This is a genomic window from Oryzobacter faecalis (genome assembly GCF_046764005.1).
Lineage (GTDB): Bacteria > Actinomycetota > Actinomycetes > Actinomycetales > Dermatophilaceae > Oryzobacter > Oryzobacter faecalis.
Genome location: NZ_JBKOFW010000002.1, coordinates 425,652 through 446,196, shown reverse-complemented (window position 1 = coordinate 446,196; position 20,545 = coordinate 425,652). Strand labels below are relative to the sequence as shown.

The following is a 20,545-nucleotide window of genomic DNA, read 5'->3' as shown; positions in this document are numbered from 1 at the left end:
TGGGGGTGGGTGGAAGGGGGGTTCAGGCGGCTCGACGGACCGGGCCGAGCCAGGACTCCAGACCGTCGCTCGCGACGTCCCAGAACGGCCCGCGCGCCGCGAGCTCGGCCTCGGTGAGCAGGCAGGCCTCGAAGGTCGCCCGCAGCCGTTCGCGCGCGTCGTCCTCCCGCAGGCCGGTGACGAGGATGCGGGTCAGCGGCGTCGCACGGGCCCAGGAGCCCGTGACGCCGACGCTCAGCTGGCCCCCGGCGCCGTCCCAGGCGATGACGTCGGCCGGCCGGCTGGCGAGCCAGAAGCAGCCACGGCTGCGGAACGGGCCGCCGCCGAGGACGTCGGCGTGCTCGCGCAGCCGCTCGGGGTGGAACGGGCGCGTCGAGGTCAGCTCGAGCGTCCACGCGTGCGGGCCCTCGGACTCCCGGCTCGGCCCGTCGTGGACCTCGCCGACCCACGCCTCCGACGCGTCGTGGTCGTGCAGCCCCGGGAGCAGCTGTTCGGCGCGCAGCCCCGGCCAGTCCGCCGTCACGAGCGCCCCGGGACGCGCGAGGCGGCGGACGAGCTCGACCGCCGGCTCCGGCGTCTCGCCGAAGATCGCGACGAGGTCGGCGTACTCGACCATCGCGCCGAGGACCTCGCCCACGCCGCGCCGGTCGGTGTCGAGGGTCCCCAGGCGCCGCTCGGGGAGGATCTCGTCGCCGAGGAGGTCATCGAGGGCGGCGGCGCCGTCGAGCGCGGTGACGACGCCGGCGACCCGGACCCCCGGAGCCACCGAGGCGTCCCAGCCCAGGACGCGGCACACCGAGAGGGCGTCGGCAGCGACGGGGAGGTGGGCGACGACCGCGCCCCACCGGCCGATGGCACCGAGGCGCTCGAGGGTGGGCAGGACGTCCTCGCGGACCGCGCAGCTCGTGCAGGCGTGCTCGAGCGGGACGACCTCGCGCTCGAGCAGCCCGGTGAGGTCGCTCACCGTCCGCACGAGGTGGCCGGCCGCTGCGTCGAGGTCGTGCCGGACGACGACCGCGTCGGGGAGGTCGAACTGCAGCCCGATGGTCGCCGCCGCCATCGAGCCCGCGTCCAGGCCCGTGACGAGGAAGACGGGTGTCGCGCTCACGAGCCGGCCCCGCCGGTCTCGCCCTCGAGCTCGACCGTACGGTCCGGGACACGGGTCGAGCGGGTGAGGAACATCGCGCCGGTGGAGGTGTCGCGGAAGACGACGGGCTCGTAGCGCGGGTGGATGTCGGGTCGCACGGTGGTCCCTTCGGGAATGGGTTGAGAACGATTATCATTCTATGTCATGCTCGGTGCTCCGCCACACCCCGAGAGGACCCCATGTCCCGCACCTGCCAGGTGACCGGTGCCGTGCCCGGCTTCGGCCACGCGGTCTCGCACTCGAACCGCCGCACGAAGCGCCGCTTCGACGTCAACGTCCAGAGGAAGCGGTACTGGGTGCCCAGCCTGCGCCGGCACGTGCGGCTCACGGTCTCGGCGCGGGGCATCAGGACCATCGACGCCCGCGGGATCGACGCGGTCGTCACCGACCTGCTCCGGAAGGGAGTGAAGCTCTAGATGGCCAGGAAGTCCGCCGACGTCCGCCCGAAGATCGTCCTGCGCTCGACCGCAGGGACGGGGACGAGCTACGTCACCGAGAAGAACCGCCGCAACGACCCCGACCGCCTCGTGCTGCGCAAGTACGACCCGAAGGTGCGCCGACACGTCGAGTTCAAGGAGTCCCGCTGATGGCGAAGGCGAGCCTGCGGGCCAAGGACGCCCGGCGGCGGGAGGTCGTCGCCCGCCACGCCGAGCGCCGAGCCGCCCTGAGGGCCGCGGCGCGTGACCCCCGTGGGACGCAGGAGAGCCGCGCCGCGGCGCGCCTCGCCCTCCAGAGGCTGCCGCGCGACGCCTCGCCGACGCGCCTGGTCAACCGGGACGTCGTCGACGGGCGGCCGCGCGCCGTCCACCGCAGGTTCGGGCTCTCGAGGATCCGGCTGCGCGAGATGGCGCACCGGGGCGAGCTGCCGGGGGTGACGAAGAGCTCCTGGTGACCGCGCGGCGGGCCGGCAGCCCGGGGACCACCGAGAACGCGCACCCGCAGGGCCTGTCGCCACGGATTCCGTCGTCGATCGCGGTGGACGCCCCCTTTTCCGATGGTCCGGGGCCTGCGTATGCTCGAGGTCATGCACCAGTACATCGGCGGGGAGCGGCGCGACGCGTCCTCCGGCGAGACCTTCGACGTCCTCGACCCGAGCACGAACGAGACGGTCGAGACGGTGCGGCTCGCCGGGCCCGCCGAGGTCGACGCCGCCGTGGCCGCCGCGGCCACCGCCTTCGAGGAGTGGTCGCGGGCCACGCCGGTCGAGCGCTCCACGGTGCTGCTCAGGGCAGCGGCGATCCTCGACGCCCGCGCCGAGGAGCTCGCCGCCCTCGAGTCGCGCCAGGCGGGCAAGCCCATCCGCCTCGCGCGCGAGTTCGACGTGCCGGGCACCGTCGACAACACCGCCTTCTTCGGCACCGCCGCCCGCCGCCTCGACGGGATGGCGAGCGCCGAGTACTCCGGCGACCACACCTCCTCCATCCGGCGCGAGCCGATCGGCGTCGTCGGCTCCATCGCCCCGTGGAACTACCCGCTGCAGATGGCCGCGTGGAAGGTGCTGCCCGCCATCGCGGCCGGCAACACCATCGTCCTCAAGCCGGCGGAGATCACCCCGCTGACCTCGCTGCTCTTCGCCGAGGCCCTCACCGAGGCCGGGGCACCCGCGGGGGTCGTCAACGTCGTCACCGGCACCGGCCCCGTGGCGGGCGAGCACCTCGTCGGCCACGACGGGGTCTCGATGACGTCGTTCACCGGGTCGACCGTCGTCGGCCGCCGCGTCATGGCCACGGCGGCGCGCACGGGCAAGCGCGTCCACCTCGAGCTCGGCGGCAAGGCCCCGTTCGTCGTGTTCGACGACGCCGACCTCGAGGCCGCGGTCCACGGTGCGGTGGCCGCGTCCCTCATCAACACCGGGCAGGACTGCACCGCGGCCACCCGCGCGATCGTCCACCGCTCCCTCCACGACGACTTCGTCCGCGGGGTCGCCGACCTCATGGCGCAGGTCCGCCTCGGTGCCACCGACGACGAGGCCACCGACCTCGGGCCGCTGTCGTCGGTGGCGCACCGCGACAAGGTCGCCGGGATGGTCGAGCGGGCCCGCTCGTACGCGAAGGTCGTCACCGGCGGGGCGGCTCCCGGCGGCGACCTCGCCCGTGGCTGCTACTACGAGCCGACCCTCGTGTCCGACGTGCCGCTGGACTCCGAGCTGTGGCGCGACGAGGTGTTCGGCCCCGTGCTCGCCGTCGTGGCGTTCGACGACGACGACGAGGCGATCCGGCTCGCCAACGACACCGTCTACGGTCTCGCCGCCTCGGCGTGGACCCGCGACACCTACCGCGCGGGCCGCGCGTCCCGCGAGATCCGCGCCGGGTGCGTGTGGGTCAACGACCACATCCCGATCATCAGCGAGATGCCGCACGGCGGGTACGGCCACAGCGGCTTCGGCAAGGACATGTCCGCGTACTCCTTCGACGAGTACACGAACGTCAAGCACGTCATGCACGACACCACCGCTGTGGCCGAGAAGCCGTGGCACCGAACGATCTTCACCCTGCCGTCCTGATGCAGCCGGTCAGCCCCCAGACGTCCGAGAGGTCCCGATGAGCGAGTTCGCCACCCCCGACACCACCCCCGACGCCGAGCGTGGTGCCCGGGTCGCCCGCGACGACCGCGCCCACGTCTTCCACTCGTGGTCGGCGCAGGCGCTCATCAAGCCCCTGCCCATCGCGGCCGCCAGCGGCAGCCACTTCTGGGACTTCGACGGCAACCGCTACCTCGACTTCTCGAGCCAGCTCGTCAACGTCAACATCGGCTACCAGCACCCCAAGCTCGTCGCCGCCATCCAGGAGGCCGCGGCGCGCCAGTGCACGATCGCACCGTCCTTCGCCGACGAGTCCCGTTCGGAGGCAGCACGGCTCATCGCCGAGCGCGCCCCCGGGAACCTCGACAAGGTGTTCTTCACCAACGGCGGCGCCGAGGCCACCGAGAACGCGATGCGGATGGCCCGCCTGCACACCGGGCGCCACAAGGTGCTGGCCACCTACCGCAGCTACCACGGCGCGACGGCCGGCTCCATCACGGCGACGGGCGACCCGCGCCGCTGGGCCAACGAGCCCGGCGTGCCCGGGATCGTCCACTTCTGGGGTCCCTACCCGTACCGCTCGCCGTTCCACGCGTCGTCGGCCGCCGAGGAGTGCGAGCGGGCGCTGCAGCACCTGCGCGACGTCATCATGGTCGAGGGGCCGTCGACCATCGCGGCCGTCATGCTCGAGACCGTCGTCGGCACGAACGGCATCCTCGTGCCGCCGGACGGCTACCTCGCCGGGGTCCGCGAGATCTGCGACGAGCACGGCATCGTGTGGATCGCCGACGAGGTCATGGCCGGGTTCGGGCGGTGCGGCGAGTGGTTCGCCGTCGACCACTGGGGCGTCACCCCCGACCTCATCTGCTTCGCGAAGGGCGTCAACTCCGGGTACGTGCCGCTCGGCGGCGTCGTCATCAGCGAGCCGATCGCGCAGACGTTCGAGGAGCGGGTCTTCCCCGGCGGCCTCACCTACTCGGGCCACCCGCTCGCGTGCGCGTCGGCTGTCGCCTCGATCCGGATCTTCGAGGAGGAGGGCATCCTCGAGAACGTCCGCAAGGTCTCCGACACCGTCATCGCACCGCGCCTGGCCGAGATCGCGGCGAAGCACCCGAGCGTCGGCGAGGTCCGCGGTCTCGGGTACTTCTGGGCGCTCGAGCTGGTCCGCGACCCCGGGACTCGCGAGCCGCTCGTGCCGTACAACGCGTCCGGGGCGGCCGCCGGCCCGATGAACGAGTTCGCGGCCGCCGCGAAGGCCGAGGGGCTGTGGCCGTTCGTCCACTTCAACCGCACCCACGTCGTGCCCCCGTGCACGACGACGGCCGAGGAGATGGCCGAGGGGCTCGACATCCTCGACCGCGCCCTCGACGCCGCCGACCGCCACGTCGTCTGACCCGCCCCGGCTCTTCCGCCTGGTCCGCGAACCTCGAGGGTCGCACCGGAACCCTTCCCGTGCGACCCTCGGCCTTCCGGTGCGCTGACCTCAGGGCGTTCAGCCGGCGCGCGCCGGGAGGGTGACGCCGCACTCCTTCGCCGCGGCGGCGACGTCGGCGCGCACCGCCTGTCGCTCGGCCTTGCTCAGCGGACCCCAGGGGCGCTGGACGTCGGCATCACGCAGGCACTGCCGCTGGGCCTCGGTGAGCCCGTCCCAGAACGCGCGGGCGCGCGCGAACGGGAGCTCGACGTCGCAGGCGTCCGCGGCCTTCCTCACCGTCTCGCGCAGGGCCGTGCGCTCGGCGTCGGAGAGCGGGCCGACCGGGCGCGTGCCGACCTCCGTCCTCAGGCAGGCCTGCTGGCTGTCGGTGAGGCCGCGCCACCAGCCGCGGGCGGCCCGGGCGGGCGCATCGGCGGTCGCGTCTGCGGTGGCGCCACCCGAGGTCTCGGAGGACGTGCCGGCGGGCTCGGCCGCCAGCGCGGCCTCGACCGCGGCGACGGGGGCCGGCGTGGCGAACGCGCTCGTCGCGACGACACCGGTCGTCGCGGTGGCGCCGCCGAGGGCGAGGACGGCGAGGCAGGTGCGCAGGGCGGTCATGGAGGTCTCCGTTCACGGGTCGGGAGGTGCTGTCGGAGGACGACCCTCCCGCCTGCACCTCTCGGTCACCGCAGGGCGACCTCGCGATCTGCTGGAGGTCCGGTGCCCGTTCCCGCCGCCCGTGGGGAGCCCGCACCGTGCCCCCACCCGGACCGCCCTCCCCACGGGGTCGCCGGGCGTCGTCGACGCCTTCAGCAAGTCCCGAGGAAACCTCCAGACCCGCGCCGGGCCCGCGTGGGAGCGTGACGACGTGGCCGCACCCTCCCCCGCCTCGGTGCTCGTCGTCGACGACGAGGAGAACATCGCCTACCTCGTGTCGTCGGCCCTGCGCCTCGCCGGGCTCGAGGTGTCGACGGCCGGCTCGGGTGCGGCTGCCCTCGCCGCCTGCTCCCCCGGGCACCCCGACCTCGTCGTCCTCGACGTCATGCTCCCCGACCTCGACGGCTTCGAGGTGCTGAGACGGCTGCGCGCCAAGGGAGTCCGCGCTCCCGTGCTGTTCCTGACGGCCCGCGCCGACACCACTGACAAGGTCCGCGGCCTGACGTCGGGGGGCGACGACTACGTGACGAAGCCGTTCGCCCTCGAGGAGCTCGTCGCCCGCGTCCACCTCCTCCTGCGCCGTGGGGGCGCGGCGGCCGCGCCCGCCGGCCGGCACCAGGTGCACGACCTCGTCCTCGACGAGGACCAGCACCGCGTCTGGCGCGGCGACACCGAGCTCGCCCTCACGCCGACCGAGTTCACCCTCCTGCGCTGCCTCCTCGTCAACGCCGGCCGCGTCGTCACGCGTGCCCAGATCCTCGACCACGTGTGGCAGTACGACTTCGCGGGCGAGTCGGCGATCATCGAGTCGTTCGTGTCGACGCTGCGCAAGAAGGTCGACGCCGTTCCTCCCCGGCTCATCCACACCGTGCGCGGGGTCGGGTACAGCGTGCGGGAGCCCGGATGACGCTGCGCCGCCGGCTGGTCGTCGTCGTCGCGGCCCTCGCGGTGGTGCTGATCGTCGCGGGCGTGGCGCTCGTCCTCGTCCAGCGGGCCTACCTCGTCGGCCGCATCGACGCCCAGCTGGCGACGCTCGCGCAGAGCCCGCGCGCCATCCTCCTGGCGTCCGCCCGCGCCGACGCCGGAGGGTCCGCGGCCGGGCTGTCGGACGTCTACGTCGGACGGATGACCGCCGACGGGCGGCTCACGACCGTGCTCGCCCCCGCCTCGGACCCCGCGCTCGTGCCCGCCCTCAGCGCGGGCGAGCGCGTGGTGTCCCCGGAAGGGCGGGCGACGTCCTCCGGGCAGTCGCGGCGCGTCCGGGTCGTGACGGCCCCGCTGCCGAACGGCCGGGCGCAGGCCGTCATCGCCGTGCCGACCACCTCCGCCGACGCCGCGACGAGGCGGCTCGCCCTCACGCTCGGCATCATCGGCGTCGCCGTCGCCGGCGTGCTCGGGCTGCTCCTGTGGTGGGTCGACCGTCTCGGCCTGCGACCCATCGCGAGGATGACCGACGCCGCCGACGCCATCCGGGCCGGAGACACCTCGCGGCGCGTGCCACCCGGCGTGCCGGGAACCGAGGCCGAACGGCTGGGGGCCGCCCTCAACGCGCTGCTCGACGAGACGGCGGCGACGAACGAGCGGATGCGGCGGTTCGTCGCCGACGCCTCCCACGAGCTGCGGACCCCCCTGACGACGCTCTCGGGGTACGTGTCGCTCCACACCGGTCGAGCCGGGTCCGACGACCCCGCTGCGCCGAGGCGGGAGCCGCAGGACCCCGAGGCCGCCGACGCCTTCCGCCGCATCGGCGAGGAGGCCGCCCGGATGCGCCGGCTCGTCGACGCGCTGCTCGACCTCGCCCGCCTCGACGACGCCGAGGCGACCGGGGCCCTGCGGCGCGAGCCCGTCGACCTCGCGGCCGTCGTCCGCGACGTGGCGGCCGACCTCGCCGTCGTCGCCCCCGACCGCCAGGTCTCCACGGACGTGCCGCCGGCCCTCGTCGCCGTCGTCGACCGCGACCTCGTGACCCAGGCGCTCGTGGGGCTCACGTCGAACGCGGTGCGGCACACCCCGGGAGGCACTCCCGTGTGGCTGACCCTGGCGGAGGAGGACGGGCACGCGGTCGTGCGGGTCGCCGACGCCGGCCCCGGCATCCCGGCGGAGCACCTCCCCCACGTCTTCGAGCGCTTCCACCGGGTCGACCGGGGCCGGGCCACCGCGTCGGGGGGGACGGGTCTGGGCCTGGCGCTCGTCGACGCGGTCGCGCGCGCCCACGGCGGGACCGCGTCGGTGGCCTCCCCACCCGGTCGGGGGGCGACCTTCACCCTCGCCCTGCCGCTCGCCGCGGGCTGACCGTCCACAGGGACCGGAACGGTTCCCCCCATGTCGGTCCAACGGCTTACGGTGGGAGGTCAGGGTCCGACAGGGCGGGCCCGTCGCCGGGTGGCTGTCGGAGGTCGTGATCGTGGGTCGGGTGTTCGCCGTCGACCGCATCGCCGACCTCACCAACCGTGACCTCGACGAGGTCTGCGGCACGGTCACGGTCGCGCGCGGCCTCGCCTACGCCAAGCACGGCCACGTCGTCGACCTCGACGTCTCCGACGACGGGCGGGCTGCCGAGGGCTGGGTCGGTGGCAGCTCGGGCCAGACGTACACGACGCGGGTGGCGCTGACGCCGGTGGCCGCGGCCACGCCGCGCGCCGGCCACGCGAACCTGCGCCGTTGGGACAGCAGCTGCTCGTGCCCGGTGTCCGGCGACTGCAAGCACGCCGTCGCGGTCGCCGCCACCGTCCGCGACCGCCAGCCCGCCCTCGACCGCGCCGCCGGCAGGCCCGACGCCCCGCCCCGCCCCACCTGGGAGCGCGCGCTCGGCGGCCTCCTCGACGACCCCGGCGCCGAGCCCGACCACACCCCCGTCGGCCTGCTCCTCGAGGAAGCGGGCTCCGGGAGGCCGGGGACCCGCGGGTCCGACCCCGGCCGGCCCACCATCCGGTTGCGGCCGGTCGTCCCCGGGGTCCGTGGCGGCTGGATCCGCACCGGCGTCTCGTGGGAGTCCTTCGCCGGCGGCTACTACGGGTTCGGGCGGGTCAGCTTCAGCGACGACCACCGCGACGCCCTCACCGCCCTCGCCGACGCCCACCGCCGCTCCGTGCGCGCATTCGGCTACGGCCGGATGCCGGACGCCATCCAGCTCGACCACCTCGGCCCCGGCTGGGTCTCGCTGCTGCGCGCCGCCGACCGGGCGGGGGTCCGGCTCCTCACCGACCTCGACGGCACCGGCGAGGTCGCCTTCGCCCCCGACCCCGCCGAGCTCGTCGTCGACGTCGTCCGCACCGACGACGGCGCCGAGCTGCGGCCCCACCTCGACCTCCCGGGCGGCGTCGGCGCCACCCACCTCGTGGGATCGCCGGCCTCCGGATTCTGGCTGCGCGACGGCCCGGTGCTCGTGCTGGGGGCGTTCACCGAGCCGCTCGACTCCACGCGCCAGCGCCTCCTCGACCTCGGCGTCGTCGAGGTGCCCGAGGACGACTGGGCCCGGTTCACCGTCACCCACCTGCCGGGACTGCGCCGCAAGGCGCGCGTCCGGTCGGTCGGCGGCGACCTCGACCTCCCGGAGGCCGTGCCGCCGCGGCTCACGCTGCGGGCCACCTACGAGGCGGGGCACCGGGTCCGGCTCGAGTGGGGGTTCCGCTACGGCGCGGCCGGCGGCGGGGTCCGGGTCGCGCTGGGGTCCGAGGAGCCCGACCCGATGCGTGACCGCACCACCGAGCGCGCGCTCGTCGAGGCGCTGCACGGGGTCGCGGCGGCCGAGACCTTCGAGCCGCTCTGGCAGGTCGTGGCGCGCGCCCGGCGGCTCGTGCCCGAGGTGCGCCTGCACGGCATCCGCACCGTCGACTTCACGACCGACGTCCTCCCCGCGCTGCGCGAGGTGCCCGGGCTCGAGGTCGAGGTCGAGGGCGAGGAGCCCGACTACAGCGAGGCGCTCGAGGCCCCGCTCATCCAGGTGTCGGCCACCGACGCGTCCGGTCCGGGGTCGGGGGCCGGCTCGGCGGGCGCGGCCGCCGCCTCCGCCACCGACTGGTTCGACCTCGGCATCGCCGTCACGGTCGGGGAGGAGGACGTGCCGCTCGCCCCGCTCATCGAGGCCCTCGCGCGCGGGCACGAGCACCTCATCCTCGACTCCGGCACGTGGTTCACCCTCGACCGGCCCGAGCTGGAGGCGCTGCGGTCGCTCGTCGAGGAGGCCCGCTCGCTGCAGGACCGGCCCTCCGACCCGCTGCGCATCTCGGCCGTCCACGTCGGGCTCTGGGAGGAGCTCGCGGCGCTCGGGGTCGTCGAGCAGCAGAGCGAGCGGTGGTCGCGCTCGGTGTCCGCCCTCCTCGACGCCGACGACGGCGCGCCGGCCGAGGTGCCGGCCGGGCTGCGGGCGACGCTGCGGCCCTACCAGGTCGAGGGGTTCCGGTGGCTGTCGCTGCTCTGGGACCGCGGCCTCGGCGGGGTGCTCGCCGACGACATGGGCCTGGGCAAGACCCTCCAGATGCTCGCGATGGTGCTGCGGGCGCACGAGCGCGGCGAGCTCACCGACCCGGTGCTCGTCGTCGCCCCCACGTCGGTGCTCTCGACGTGGGCCGGGGAGGCCGAGCGGTTCGCGCCGTCGCTGCGCACCGTCGTCGTCGACCGCACCCGGGCCAAGGCGCGCGAGTCGCTGGCGGCGACCGTCGAGGGGGCGCAGGTCGTCATCACGTCGTACGCGGTCGCCCGGATCGACGAGACGGTGTGGCGGTCGCGCTCCTGGGGTGCGGTCGTCCTCGACGAGGCGCAGTTCGTCAAGAACCACCAGGCCAAGACCTACCAGGCGGTGCGGCGGCTCTCGGCGCAGGCGAAGTTCGCCATCACCGGCACCCCGCTCGAGAACTCCCTCATGGACCTCTGGTCGCTGCTGTCGATCGTCGCCCCCGGCCTGCACCCGCGACCGGCCCTGTTCCGCGAGCGCTGGGCCACCCCCATCGAGCGCGACGGCGACGCCGAGCGGCTCGCCGCCCTGCGCCGGCGGATCAGGCCCCTCATGCTGCGGCGCACCAAGGAGGCCGTCGCCACCGAGCTGCCGCCGAAGCAGGAGCAGGTGCTCTCGGTCGACCTCCACCCCCGGCACCGGGCCGTCTACGACCGGCACCTCCAGCGCGAGCGGCAGCGCCTCCTCGGGCTCATCGACGACGTCCAGGGCAACCGCATCGCCATCCTCCGCGGGCTCACGGTGCTGCGCCAGCTCGCCCTCGACCCCTCGCTCGTCGACGACGCCTACGCCGGGCTCGCGACCTCGGCCAAGGTCGAGACACTCGTCGAGCAGGTCGGCGAGCTCGCCGACGAGGGGCACCGGGCGCTCGTGTTCAGCCAGTTCACCGGGTTCCTGCGGCTCGTGCGCGAGCGGCTGGAGGCCGAGGGCATCGCGTACGAGTACCTCGACGGGTCCACCCGCAACCGCGGCGAGCGCATCGCCGCCTTCCGCGAGGGCGAGGCGCCGGTCTTCCTCATCTCGCTCAAGGCGGGCGGGTTCGGGCTCACCCTCACCGAGGCCGACTACGTCTTCGTCCTCGACCCGTGGTGGAACCCCGCCGCCGAGGCGCAGGCCGTCGACCGCACCCACCGCATCGGGCAGACCCGGCCCGTCAACGTCTACCGGCTCGTCTCGCGCGACACGATCGAGGAGAAGGTCGTCGCCCTGCAGCAGCGCAAGCGCGACCTGTTCACCAAGGTCGTCGACGAGGGCTCGGCGCTGTCCTCGGCCCTCACCGCCGACGACCTGAGGGCGCTGCTCGAGCCCTGAGACGTGCGCCGCGACGCGCCCGGGCCCCGCACGAGAACGGGCTCCCGCTTGCACAGACGCCCGAGAGGGTGTTCGGTGGGCCGGTGCAGCTGAACCGTGCGGTGCCGGTCCTCTCGGTGCCCGACGTCGCCCGAGCCGTCGCCGTCTTCCGCGACGTCCTCGGCCTCGACGTCGTCATGGACCTCGGCTGGGTCGCGACCCTCGGGGCGCCCGAGGGGCCGCAGATCTCGGTCATGCACGAGGACGCGACGGCCGCCTGCAACCCCGACCTGTCGCTCGACGTCGACGACGTCGACCTCGCCCACGAGCGAGCCCTCGAGCTGGGCCTGGAGATCGTCCACCCCCTGACGACCGAGCCGTGGGGTGTGCGGCGCTTCTTCGTCCGCGACGAGGGCGGCAACGTCGTCAACGTCCTCTCCCACGCGCAGGCCGCCGCGCCGGTCGCGGTCGAGGACGAGGGCGGCCTCCGCGCCGCCGGCTGACCTCGGCCCCCCTCCCCTCACGGCGAACGTGGGTGAAGATCGTCGGTGGGCCGACGATCTTCACCCACGTTCGCCGTGAGGGAGAGCGGGCGGGTCAGTCGGGGCGGGTCATGGCCTGGGGGTCGACCCACCGGTCGTAGTCGTCCTCGGTGACGTGGCCGGAGGCGACGGCGGCCTCGCGCAGCGTCGAGCCGTCGCGGTGGGCCTGCTTGGCGATGGCGGCCGCGGCGTCGTAGCCGATGTGCGGTGCGAGCGCGGTGACGAGCATGAGGTCGGCGTCGAGGTGCTCGGTGATGCGGTCCCGGTCGGCCTCGAGCCCGATGACGCAGTGGTGGGTGAACGAGCGGCACGCGTCGGACAGCAGCCGCACCGACTCGAGCACCGCATGCGCCATGACCGGTGTGAAGACGTTGAGCTGGAAGTTGCCCTGGCTGCCGGCGAACCCGACGGTGGCGTCGTTGCCGAAGACGCGCGTGACGACCATCGTCATCGCCTCCGACTGCGTCGGGTTGACCTTGCCCGGCATGATCGAGCTGCCGGGCTCGTTCTCGGGGATCCGCAGCTCGCCGATGCCCGTGCGGGGCCCGGACGCGAGCCACCGCACGTCGTTCGCCAGCTTCATCAGCGCGCCGGCGAGGGTGCGCAGAGCCGACGAGACCGCCACGAGCGCGTCGTGGGAGGCCAGCTGGACGAAGAGGTTGTCGGCCTGGCGGAACTCCTGCCCGGTCTCCTCGGTGAGGAAGCGGGCGACGAGCGGGCCGAAGTCCGCCGGTGCGTTGAGCCCCGTCCCGACGGCGGTCCCCCCGATGGCGAGGGCGCGGGCTTTCTCGCCGGCGTACCGGACGTCGGCCTGGGCGTCGCGGACCTGCGCGGCCCAGGCGCCGATCTCCTGGCGCAGCGTCACCGGCGTGGCGTCCTGGAGGTGGGTTCGCCCGACCTTGACGACGTCGCCGAGCTCGTCGGCCTTGGCGTCGAGGGCGGCCGTCAGCGCGTCGACCGCGGGGTGCAGCCGCTCGGCCAGCTCGAGGACGACCGCGACGTGCACGGCCGTCGGGAAGGTGTCGTTGCTCGACTGGCTGCGGTTGACGTGGTCGTTCGGGTGCACCGGGTCCTTCGAGCCCAGGACCCCGCCGAGGGCCTCGATCGCGCGGTTGGCGATGACCTCGTTCGCGTTCATGTTGCTCTGGGTCCCGGACCCGGTCTGGAACACGACGAGCGGGAAGTGGCCGTCGAGGTCGCCGCGCGCCACCTCGTCAGCGGCTGCCACGACGGCACGCGCGACGTCGTCGGGGAGCAGGCCGAGCTCGGCGTTCGCGAGCGCGGCAGCCTTCTTGAGCAGGCCGAGCCCGCGGATGACGGGGCGCCCCCACACGAACGTGTCGCGCCCGATGTCGAAGTGCTCGAGGCTGCGCTGGGTCTGCGCGCCCCAGTAGCGGTCGGCCGGGACCTCGACCGGCCCCATCGTGTCACTCTCGGCCCGCGTCGTCGCCATGCCTCCACGGTAGATCCGTCCGCCGAGGATGGCTCGGGTGGCGGACGAACCACCGCGCGGAGGTCTCCCGCGGGGGGTCGCCGTCTGTCACACTGCGACCTCTGTCCACCTCGCACCGTCGCGACCCGGCAGCACGGCCTCGCGGCGCCCGGCAGAAGGAGCGCGCGATGCCCGGGCCGACCGACCTCCCCGTCGCCGACGGCGTGCTCGCGCCGACGGCCCGGATGGCGCGGCGCGAGTGGCGGACGGCGCTCGAGCTCGCGACGGCGGCGGTCCGCACCCGCGACCTGCAGGAGTGGCCCCGCGGCGACGGGCACCCGGTCATCGTCCTGCCCGGCTTCCTCGCCGGACCGGAGTCGACGGTCTTCCTTCGGGCGCACCTGCGCCGCCTCGGGTACCGCACCCACGACTGGCGCCAGGGCCGCAACCTCGGCGTCCACCCCGGTCTCGGCGAGGCGCTCCAGGACCTCCTCCTCGAGGTCCACGACCGCTACGGCCGACGGGTGAGCCTCGTCGGCTGGAGCGCGGGCGGCATCTACGCCCGCGAGATGGCCCGGGCGCTCCCCCACTACACGCGCTCGGTCATCACCCTCGGCAGCCCGTTCCGCGGGCACCCCGAGTCGACGCGGGCGTGGCGGGTCTACCAGCTGCTCAACCGCGGACGGCACACGGACGCCCTCTTCACCGAGGAGGCGCGCGCCGCCCGTGCCGCGCCGCTCCCCGTGCCGACGACGTGCATCTACAGCCGCAACGACGGCATCGTCGCGTGGGAGTGCTGCGTCTCCGAGCCGGCCGACCACACCGAGAACGTCGAGGTCACGGCGAGCCACCTCGGCTACGGCCACGAGCTCGCGACCCTGCGCGTCGTCGCCGACCGGCTCGCGCAGCCCGAGGGCGGCTGGGCGCCCTGGGCGGCGACGCCGCGCGGCGAGGTGGGCTGACCCCCGGTGGCCCGCACCGCCTGGGCCTCGCCCCTCGACGCGTTCTTCCTCATGGCGGAGACGGCCCAGATGCCGATGCACGTGGCGTCGCTCCTGCACTTCACCCCGCCACGCCGGGGCCGCGACGGCTTCCTCCAGCGGCTCGTCGCGGACCTGCGCCGCGCTCCGGTGGAGGCGCCGTGGAGCCTGCGCCTCCAGACCCGGGCCCTGCGCCGCCAGCCGGTGCACCGCTGGGTCGAGGACGCGGACTTCGACATCGACTACCACGTGCGCCACCTGGCCCTGCCGAGCCCGGGCGGGGAGCGCGAGCTCGGCGTCCTCGTCTCCCGGCTGCACTCCAACGCGCTCGACCTGCGGCGGCCGCCGTGGGAGCTGTCCTTCATCGAGGGCCTCGAGGGCGACCGCTTCGCCGTGTACGTGAAGATCCACCACGCGCTCGTCGACGGGTTCACGGGCATGCGGATCCTCCAGCGCGGGCTGTCGACCGACCCCGACGACCGGGACCACCCGTTCTTCCTCAGCACGACCCGGCGGCGCGACACCGACCGCCCCGAACAGCGGCCGGACCCCGTCGCCGACGTCACCGCCGTGCTGCGCGGCCTCGCCACCTCGATGGGGTCGGTGCCGTCGGTGGGGCGGGCGCTCCTGGGCACCCAGCTGCGACGCGCCCCCGGGGCGGGCACCCGCGCCGTGACGTCGTACCAGGCGCCCCCGAGCATCCTCAACGGCCGGGTCGGCACCGCCCGCCGGTTCGCGACCCAGCAGCTGGAGGTCGAGCGGCTGCGGGCGATCGGGCGGGCCCGCAACGCGACCCTCAACGACGTCCTCATGGCCGTCTGCGCGGGTGGTCTGCGCTCCTTCCTCACCGACGCCGACGCGCTGCCCGACCGCCCGCTCATCGGCTTCATCCCGGTCAACGTGCGCCCCAAGGACAGCCAGGGCGGCGGCAACCAGGTCGGTGCCACCCTCGTGTCGCTCGCGACCGACGTCGAGGACCCGATGGCCCGCCTCGTCGCCGTGACGGCCTCCTCGCGCGCGGCGAAGGCCCGGATGCGGGGGATGACGGCCGACGCGGTCGTCGCCTACAGCGCCCTGCTGCTCGCGCCGGCCGGGCTGCAGGTGCTCCGTGCCATGGGCAACCTCCCCCTGCCGATCCCCCTCCCACTGACGCTCAACGTCTGCATCTCGAACGTCCCCGGCCCGACCGAGCACCTCTACTGGCGCGGAGCCCGGCTCGAGGCGACCTACCCGGTGTCTATCCCCGGGCACTCGATGGCCCTCAACATCACGGCGCACTCGTACGCGGGGATGCTCGACGTCGGTTTCGTCGGCGACCGCGACGGCATCCCGCACCTGCAGCGCCTCGCGGTGCGCACCGGCGAGGCGCTCGACGAGCTCGAGGCGGCCGCCGCCCCCTGACGCGGCGGCCCACCCCGAGCCGGCAGGCGGGGCTCAGCCCTCGCTGTCTGCGCCCCCGCCGCCGCCGCCCGCGATGTTGACCATCCACGGGACGCCGAACCTGTCGACCAGCGCGCCGAACTCGTCGCCCCACATCTGCTTCTCGAGGGGCATCGTCACGGTGGCGCCGTCGGACAGTCCCTCCCAGTAGCGGCGCAGCGACTCGTCGTCGCCGCTGAGGGACACGGTGATGGCGTTGCCCGGGTTGTGGGTGTCCTCCTGGCCCGGCGGCATGTCGGAGGCCATGAGCGTGAAGCCGTCGGGAGTCGTCAGCTGGGCGTGCATGACGCCGTCGGCGGCGGGGCCCTCGGCGCCGTACTCGCCGAAGGTGTTGACGACGAGGTCGCCGCCGAGGACGCCCTGGTAGAAGGTCATCGCGTCGCGCGCGGTGCCGGGGAAGTTGAGGTACGGGTTCATCGTGCTCGCCATGGGTGTCTCCTTCTCGGTGGGGTCGGAGCGGACGCTACGCCGACCTGCCGACAGAGGGAACGGGTCGACGGGGCCGACCCTCGACCCGCCCCGGGCACGACACCCGCGGGACACCGGATCGACGTGCACCGTTCGCCCCACGCGGGCCCGGACCGGCCTACGGTCGGGCGCATGCCCCGTCCCACCCCCCGCCGGGCCGTCGCGGCCACCCTGACCGCCACCGCCCTCGCCGCCGCGACCGTCGCCGCGGCCTCGTCCTCCACGGCTGCGCCCGCCGGGCCCGCCGCACCCGCCGCACCCGCCGCGGCCCAGGCCCCTGACCGCACCCTGCGCGTCGCGACCTTCAACGCCTCGCTCAACCGCACCGCCGCCGGCCAGCTCGTCCGCGACCTCTCGACGCCGGACAACGCGCAGGCCAGGGCCGTTGCCGAGGTCATCCAGCGGACGAACCCCGACCTGCTCCTCGTCAACGAGTTCGACTGGGTCGAGGGCGGTGTCGCGCTGGACCTCTTCCGCGACAACTACCTCGAGCGCGGCCAGAACGGCGCGGACCCGGTGCAGTACCCCTACGCCTTCGCCGCGCCGGTCAACACCGGCGTCCCGAGCGGGCTCGACCTCGACAACAGCGGCACCGTCGGCGGCCCCAACGACGCGTTCGGCTTCGGCTTCTACCCCGGCCAGTACGGCATGGCCGTCTTCAGCAAGCACCCGATCGACACCGACGCCGTCCGCACCTTCCAGCACCTGCTGTGGAAGGACATGCCCGGGGCCCTGCTCCCCGACGACCCGGCCACCGCCGCCCAGGCCGACTGGTACTCCCCCGCCGAGCTCGAGCAGGTCCGCCTGTCGAGCAAGTCGCACTGGGACGTCCCGGTCGAGGTCGGCAACCGCACCGTCCACTTCCTCGTCAGCCACCCGACCCCGCCGGTGTTCGACGGCCTCGAGGACCGCAACGGCACGCGCAACCACGACGAGATCCGCCTGTGGGCCGACTACGTCGGCAGCCCCCGCGGGTCGGCGTGGATCACCGACGACGAGGGCGTGGGCGGCGGCCTGGCACCGGGGGCGAGCTTCGTCATCGCCGGCGACCAGAACAGCGACCCCCGCGACGGCGACTCGATCCCCGGCTCGGCCCAACTCCTCCTCGACCACCCCCGCGTCAACGCGGGCAGCACCCCGACGAGCGAGGGCGCCGTCGAGGCGAGCGCGGTCCAGGGCGGGGTCAACCTCACCCACCTCAGCCCCGCCGCGCAGGACACCGCCGACTTCTCCGAGCCGCCGGGCAACCTGCGCGCCGACTACGTCCTGCCCAGCCGCGACCTGCGCATCCTCGGCTCGGCGGTGTTCTGGAAGCCGTCCTCCGACCCGCTCTCGCGCCTGACCACCGGGTTCTTCCCCAGCGACCACCGGCTCGTCCACCTCGACGTCCGCGTCCCCGGGCGCCCCTGACGACGGCTCCCCGGCCGCGCGCCCCGGTCACCCCTTGCCGGGGCGCGCGCGCTGGAGGACGATCGCGGCGCGTTTCGGTACCACCACGGGCCGGGGGGACACTGGTGGGACACCGACCGCCCCCTCTCGACAAGGAGCCACCCCGTGACCGAGGGAACCGTCCGCTGGTTCGACGCCGAGCGGGGATTCGGCTTCATCGCCCTCGGGGAGGAGGCAGAGGACCTGTTCGTCCATGCGTCCGAGATCGTCAGCGGCGACGCGGTGAAGGTGCTCCGCGAGGGGCAGGTGGTCGAGTTCGAGATCGGCGAAGGGGACAGGGGCCCGCAGGCACGCCGCGTCCGGGTCACGGCGGACCAGGCCGCCGACACGACGCTGGGCGTGCTCGGCACCGTCACCTGGTACGAGCCCGCCAAGGGGTACGGGTTCATCTCGGCCGACGGCGGTGACGCCGAGATCTTCGTGCACAGCTCCGCCATCGTGGGTGGCGGCGTGCTCGTGGACGGGCAGCGGGTGGCGTTCCTCGTCGTCGACGGGGAGAAGGGGCCGCAGGCCGACCACCTGCTCCCCCTGGGAGCACCGGCTGCGCGGCAGGCGACGGCATCCGACGGGGCGGACGGCACCGTGTCCTGGTACGACTGGGACAAGGGCTTCGGGTTCATCACCCCCGGGTCCGGCGGCCCTGACGTCTTCGTCCACGTCCGGGAGTTGGCCGGCGGGCTCTCCGAGCTGGATGAGGGGGACCGGGTGACCTACGACGTCGTCATGAGCGAGAAGGGCCCGCAGGCCCGCGACGTGCGGCTGGCGCGCGGCTCGACGTCGCGGGGCGCGCCCGCGAGCTCGACGACCCACCCCCGGCCAGGTCGCCAGCGGGCATCCGGCGTCCCGGCACGCGGTGGCCAGGGCGTGGTGGCGCGCTATGACGCGGAGCGCGGGTTCGGCTTCATCTCCCCGGATGCCGGGGGCGAGGACCTGTTCGTGCACGTGTCGGTCATCAGGGGAGCCGAGTCGCTGCAGCAGGGCGACCGGGTCCGCTACCAGGTCCGACAGAGCGACCGAGGACCGCAGGCCGACCGCGTCGAGCGGATCTGAGGGACGCAGGGTTCGACGAGCGGCGCGGTCAGAGGCGGCGGATGACGGCGCGGCCCCGGGTCACCAGCGCGTCGCGGCGGGCGGCGTCCATGCCGTCCCAGGTGCGCCTCACCATCCGGGCCGGGGGGTTGGCCTCGAAATCCCCCGCGGTGGTCGTCGGACCCGGCATCGCGCAGCCGGTCGGTGAACTCGCGCCCGGCCGCCCGGTGCAGGTCGAGCTTCTGGGCGTGGAAGGGCTGGTGCCGGAACAGCAGGTCGTCCTCGACGAGCACGAACCGGGTGCCGCGCGGCGCGGAGGGGAGCGACTCGTGGAGCTGGTGGGGCCAAAGGACGTGCAGCCGGCGACGCGGCGCCACGCGGCTCAGGCCCCGGGACCGAGCAGACCGAGGACGGCTCCGGCCACTCGGTGCCCCGAGACGAGCGCACCCTGGATCGACGCCGTGTCGCGGTGGTCGCCGCACACGAGGACGCGGCCGGTCACGAAGGGCGAGGTCGTCGTCCGCAGCGGTGGCGCCTGGACGGGGAGCGCGTGGCGGATGTCGTCGCGCCGCAGCAGGGTCCACCGGGAGGCGTCCGCCCCGAGGACCTCCCCGGCCTGCCGGCGCACCACGGCCTCCTGCGCCGCTCCGTCGGCCCCACCGGGCGGCAGCAGGCAGGTGGCCTCGACGAGGTGCCGACCCGCAGGGGCGTACGAGGGGACGGCGTTGCTGACGACCGCGAGGTTGACGACGGGGCCGTCGCGCCGTCCGTCCACGGCGAGCAGGTCGGAGTCGGTGGGCGCCTCGTCCGCCGAGAACCACCACGTGCGCAGCCCCTTCGTCGCCGGCGCGGGGACGTCGACCAGCGCGCCGACAGCCTCCGGTCCCACCGCCACGACGGCGGCGCCCGCCACGACCCGGCCCCCGTCCTCGAGCTCGACGACCGCCCCCGACCCCGTGTCCCGGACCGCCGCCACCGGGGTCGACAGCCGGACGGCGGCCCGTCCGGGGGGCAGCCGGTCGGCCAGCTGCGCGGGGAGCGCGCGGATCCCGTCGGCCGGCAGGCCCGGCAGCCCGAGGGCGAACATCCGCACGAGGAGCCGGGCGAAGGACTCGGACGTCTCGCCGACGTCCTCGGCGAGCACTCCGGCGAGGAACGGCTCGAGCACCTCGGTGCGCAGCGGACCGCGCACCCCGGCGGAGTCCAGGCCCGCGCGCAGCGGCCGGTCCGGGCCCCTCAGCACGCGCCGAGGTGCGACGACGGCCGGACCGGCCCACCGGGCGAGCGCCAGCAGCGCCGCCGGGTCGAGCAGCCCCGAGCGCAGCGCGGCGGGCACGCCCGAGGGGTCGCGCAGGGGGTGCGTGAGGCGGACGAGCCCCCGGTCGCGGCGGACCAGCAGGCCCGGCCCGAAGGGGCGCAGCCCCAGGGCCTCGACGTCGACCCAGCGCCGGACCGCTGGGTAGGCGGGGTTGAGCACCTGGAACCCGCGGTCGAGCAGGAACCCGTCGACCGCGTCGGTACGCTGCCTGCCCCCGACGACGTCCCCGGCCTCCAGGACGACGACGTCGCGCCCCGCCTCGGCGAGGCGTGTGGCGCACCGGAGCCCGGCCAGCCCGGCACCCACCACCACGACGTCCGCGTCCATGGCCCGACCCTAGGCCGCGACCCGTGCGTGGACGCCCCGTCGCCGGGGGTCCCCCGCGTTGTCTAGGGTCGAGGTCCC

At 74.8% G+C, this 20,545-nt stretch carries 20 protein-coding genes and 1 pseudogene; 13 read left to right on the top strand and 8 right to left on the bottom strand.

Annotated features, from left to right (window positions below; genetic code table 11):
• Positions 1 to 22: 22 nt before the first annotated feature.
• Positions 23 to 1,108 carry a CobW family GTP-binding protein gene (locus ACK8HX_RS05940; RefSeq protein ID WP_411939736.1) on the bottom strand — a complete coding sequence of 362 codons (1,086 nt, stop codon included), beginning with the start codon at positions 1,106 to 1,108 and terminating at the stop codon, positions 23 to 25.
• Positions 1,105 to 1,245: a 50S ribosomal protein L31 gene (locus ACK8HX_RS05935; protein WP_411939735.1), complete on the bottom strand. Its 141-nt coding sequence runs from the start codon at positions 1,243 to 1,245 to the stop codon at positions 1,105 to 1,107. Before ACK8HX_RS05935 ends, ACK8HX_RS05940 begins: the two co-directional genes overlap by 4 nt.
• Before the next feature lie 81 nt (positions 1,246 to 1,326).
• Between ACK8HX_RS05935 and rpmB the strand changes: the two genes are divergently transcribed.
• The 5 genes from rpmB to ACK8HX_RS05910 all read left to right on the top strand — a co-directional run bounded on the left by rpmB (position 1,327) and on the right by ACK8HX_RS05910 (position 5,061).
• A complete protein-coding gene (gene rpmB / locus ACK8HX_RS05930) occupies positions 1,327 to 1,563 on the top strand; it encodes a 50S ribosomal protein L28 (RefSeq protein ID WP_411939734.1) in 237 nt (78 codons plus the stop codon).
• The gene (gene rpmG / locus ACK8HX_RS05925) at positions 1,564 to 1,734 is read left to right on the top strand and encodes a 50S ribosomal protein L33 (protein WP_411939733.1); all 171 of its coding nucleotides are present in this window, start codon (positions 1,564 to 1,566) and stop codon (positions 1,732 to 1,734) included. It abuts the gene before it with no gap.
• Positions 1,734 to 2,039 carry a 30S ribosomal protein S14 gene (gene rpsN / locus ACK8HX_RS05920; protein WP_411939732.1) on the top strand — a complete coding sequence of 102 codons (306 nt, stop codon included), beginning with the start codon at positions 1,734 to 1,736 and terminating at the stop codon, positions 2,037 to 2,039. Before rpmG ends, rpsN begins: the two co-directional genes overlap by 1 nt.
• Positions 2,040 to 2,171: 132 nt before the next feature.
• Entirely contained in the window at positions 2,172 to 3,650 is a 1,479-nt protein-coding gene (locus tag ACK8HX_RS05915; protein WP_411939731.1) for a gamma-aminobutyraldehyde dehydrogenase, read from the top strand.
• 37 nt (positions 3,651 to 3,687) lie between these two features.
• Complete coding sequence (locus ACK8HX_RS05910; RefSeq protein WP_411939730.1) at positions 3,688 to 5,061, top strand: aspartate aminotransferase family protein; 1,374 nt, start codon at positions 3,688 to 3,690, stop codon at positions 5,059 to 5,061.
• Positions 5,062 to 5,160: 99 nt separating this feature from the next.
• Here the strand turns inward: ACK8HX_RS05910 and ACK8HX_RS05905 are convergent, their stop codons facing one another.
• Complete coding sequence (locus tag ACK8HX_RS05905; protein ID WP_411939729.1) at positions 5,161 to 5,700, bottom strand: hypothetical protein; 540 nt, start codon at positions 5,698 to 5,700, stop codon at positions 5,161 to 5,163.
• A 250-nt stretch (positions 5,701 to 5,950) separates the two neighbouring features.
• On the opposite strand from ACK8HX_RS05905, the gene ACK8HX_RS05900 reads away from it, so the two are divergent.
• From ACK8HX_RS05900 to ACK8HX_RS05885, 4 genes are all read left to right on the top strand, one after another.
• A complete protein-coding gene (locus tag ACK8HX_RS05900) occupies positions 5,951 to 6,646 on the top strand; it encodes a response regulator transcription factor (RefSeq protein ID WP_411939728.1) in 696 nt (231 codons plus the stop codon).
• Positions 6,643 to 8,031 carry a sensor histidine kinase gene (locus tag ACK8HX_RS05895; protein WP_411939727.1) on the top strand — a complete coding sequence of 463 codons (1,389 nt, stop codon included), beginning with the start codon at positions 6,643 to 6,645 and terminating at the stop codon, positions 8,029 to 8,031. Before ACK8HX_RS05900 ends, ACK8HX_RS05895 begins: the two co-directional genes overlap by 4 nt.
• Before the next feature lie 121 nt (positions 8,032 to 8,152).
• Positions 8,153 to 11,503 (top strand): DEAD/DEAH box helicase, encoded by a 3,351-nt coding sequence (locus tag ACK8HX_RS05890; RefSeq protein WP_411939726.1) that lies wholly within the window; start codon positions 8,153 to 8,155, stop codon positions 11,501 to 11,503.
• 83 nt (positions 11,504 to 11,586) lie between these two features.
• Complete coding sequence (locus ACK8HX_RS05885; RefSeq protein WP_411939725.1) at positions 11,587 to 11,985, top strand: VOC family protein; 399 nt, start codon at positions 11,587 to 11,589, stop codon at positions 11,983 to 11,985.
• Positions 11,986 to 12,079: 94 nt separating this feature from the next.
• Here ACK8HX_RS05885 and fumC read toward each other — a convergent pair whose 3' ends face one another.
• Positions 12,080 to 13,477: a class II fumarate hydratase gene (fumC, locus tag ACK8HX_RS05880; RefSeq protein WP_411939724.1), complete on the bottom strand. Its 1,398-nt coding sequence runs from the start codon at positions 13,475 to 13,477 to the stop codon at positions 12,080 to 12,082.
• A 167-nt stretch (positions 13,478 to 13,644) separates the two neighbouring features.
• Here fumC and ACK8HX_RS05875 point away from each other — a divergent pair, with 167 nt between their 5' ends.
• A complete protein-coding gene (locus ACK8HX_RS05875) occupies positions 13,645 to 14,418 on the top strand; it encodes an esterase/lipase family protein (protein ID WP_411939723.1) in 774 nt (257 codons plus the stop codon).
• A gap of 6 nt (positions 14,419 to 14,424) precedes the next feature.
• Positions 14,425 to 15,837: a WS/DGAT/MGAT family O-acyltransferase gene (locus ACK8HX_RS05870; RefSeq protein WP_411939722.1), complete on the top strand. Its 1,413-nt coding sequence runs from the start codon at positions 14,425 to 14,427 to the stop codon at positions 15,835 to 15,837.
• A 33-nt stretch (positions 15,838 to 15,870) separates the two neighbouring features.
• On the opposite strand, the gene ACK8HX_RS05865 is transcribed toward ACK8HX_RS05870, so the two are convergent.
• Positions 15,871 to 16,305: a VOC family protein gene (locus tag ACK8HX_RS05865; RefSeq protein WP_411939721.1), complete on the bottom strand. Its 435-nt coding sequence runs from the start codon at positions 16,303 to 16,305 to the stop codon at positions 15,871 to 15,873.
• A gap of 171 nt (positions 16,306 to 16,476) precedes the next feature.
• Between ACK8HX_RS05865 and ACK8HX_RS05860 the strand changes: the two genes are divergently transcribed.
• Positions 16,477 to 17,754, top strand: coding sequence for an endonuclease/exonuclease/phosphatase family protein (locus ACK8HX_RS05860; protein ID WP_411939720.1), 1,278 nt, complete (start codon positions 16,477 to 16,479; stop codon positions 17,752 to 17,754).
• A gap of 144 nt (positions 17,755 to 17,898) precedes the next feature.
• A complete protein-coding gene (locus ACK8HX_RS05855) occupies positions 17,899 to 18,843 on the top strand; it encodes a cold-shock protein (protein ID WP_411939719.1) in 945 nt (314 codons plus the stop codon).
• Positions 18,844 to 18,871: 28 nt separating this feature from the next.
• Here ACK8HX_RS05855 and ACK8HX_RS05850 read toward each other — a convergent pair whose 3' ends face one another.
• The 3 genes and pseudogenes from ACK8HX_RS05850 to ACK8HX_RS05840 all read right to left on the bottom strand — a co-directional run bounded on the left by ACK8HX_RS05850 (position 18,872) and on the right by ACK8HX_RS05840 (position 20,467).
• Positions 18,872 to 19,012, bottom strand: a complete 141-nt coding sequence (locus ACK8HX_RS05850) for a hypothetical protein (protein WP_411939898.1) — start codon at positions 19,010 to 19,012, stop codon at positions 18,872 to 18,874.
• A gap of 49 nt (positions 19,013 to 19,061) precedes the next feature.
• Positions 19,062 to 19,115: pseudogene (locus tag ACK8HX_RS05845) on the bottom strand (hypothetical protein); the annotation flags it as partial.
• An 89-nt stretch (positions 19,116 to 19,204) separates the two neighbouring features.
• Positions 19,205 to 20,467 carry an FAD-dependent oxidoreductase gene (locus tag ACK8HX_RS05840; RefSeq protein ID WP_411939718.1) on the bottom strand — a complete coding sequence of 421 codons (1,263 nt, stop codon included), beginning with the start codon at positions 20,465 to 20,467 and terminating at the stop codon, positions 19,205 to 19,207.
• Positions 20,468 to 20,545 lie beyond the last annotated feature (78 nt).

Bases quoted from the DNA above. Each gene is read 5' to 3' on its own strand.
- ACK8HX_RS05840 (WP_411939718.1), bottom strand. From the start codon at position 20,467: ATGGACGCGGACGTCGTGGTGGTGGGTGCCGGGCTGGCCGGGCTCCGG.
- ACK8HX_RS05850 (WP_411939898.1), bottom strand. From the start codon at position 19,012: ATGCCGGGTCCGACGACCACCGCGGGGGATTTCGAGGCCAACCCCCCG.
- ACK8HX_RS05875 (WP_411939723.1), top strand. From the start codon at position 13,645: ATGCCCGGGCCGACCGACCTCCCCGTCGCCGACGGCGTGCTCGCGCCG.
- ACK8HX_RS05915 (WP_411939731.1), top strand. From the start codon at position 2,172: ATGCACCAGTACATCGGCGGGGAGCGGCGCGACGCGTCCTCCGGCGAG.
- ACK8HX_RS05910 (WP_411939730.1), top strand. From the start codon at position 3,688: ATGAGCGAGTTCGCCACCCCCGACACCACCCCCGACGCCGAGCGTGGT.
- fumC (WP_411939724.1), bottom strand. From the start codon at position 13,477: ATGGCGACGACGCGGGCCGAGAGTGACACGATGGGGCCGGTCGAGGTC.
- ACK8HX_RS05865 (WP_411939721.1), bottom strand. From the start codon at position 16,305: ATGGCGAGCACGATGAACCCGTACCTCAACTTCCCCGGCACCGCGCGC.
- ACK8HX_RS05860 (WP_411939720.1), top strand. From the start codon at position 16,477: ATGCCCCGTCCCACCCCCCGCCGGGCCGTCGCGGCCACCCTGACCGCC.
- ACK8HX_RS05905 (WP_411939729.1), bottom strand. From the start codon at position 5,700: ATGACCGCCCTGCGCACCTGCCTCGCCGTCCTCGCCCTCGGCGGCGCC.
- rpmG (WP_411939733.1), top strand. From the start codon at position 1,564: ATGGCCAGGAAGTCCGCCGACGTCCGCCCGAAGATCGTCCTGCGCTCG.
- rpmB (WP_411939734.1), top strand. From the start codon at position 1,327: ATGTCCCGCACCTGCCAGGTGACCGGTGCCGTGCCCGGCTTCGGCCAC.
- rpsN (WP_411939732.1), top strand. From the start codon at position 1,734: ATGGCGAAGGCGAGCCTGCGGGCCAAGGACGCCCGGCGGCGGGAGGTC.
- ACK8HX_RS05895 (WP_411939727.1), top strand. From the start codon at position 6,643: ATGACGCTGCGCCGCCGGCTGGTCGTCGTCGTCGCGGCCCTCGCGGTG.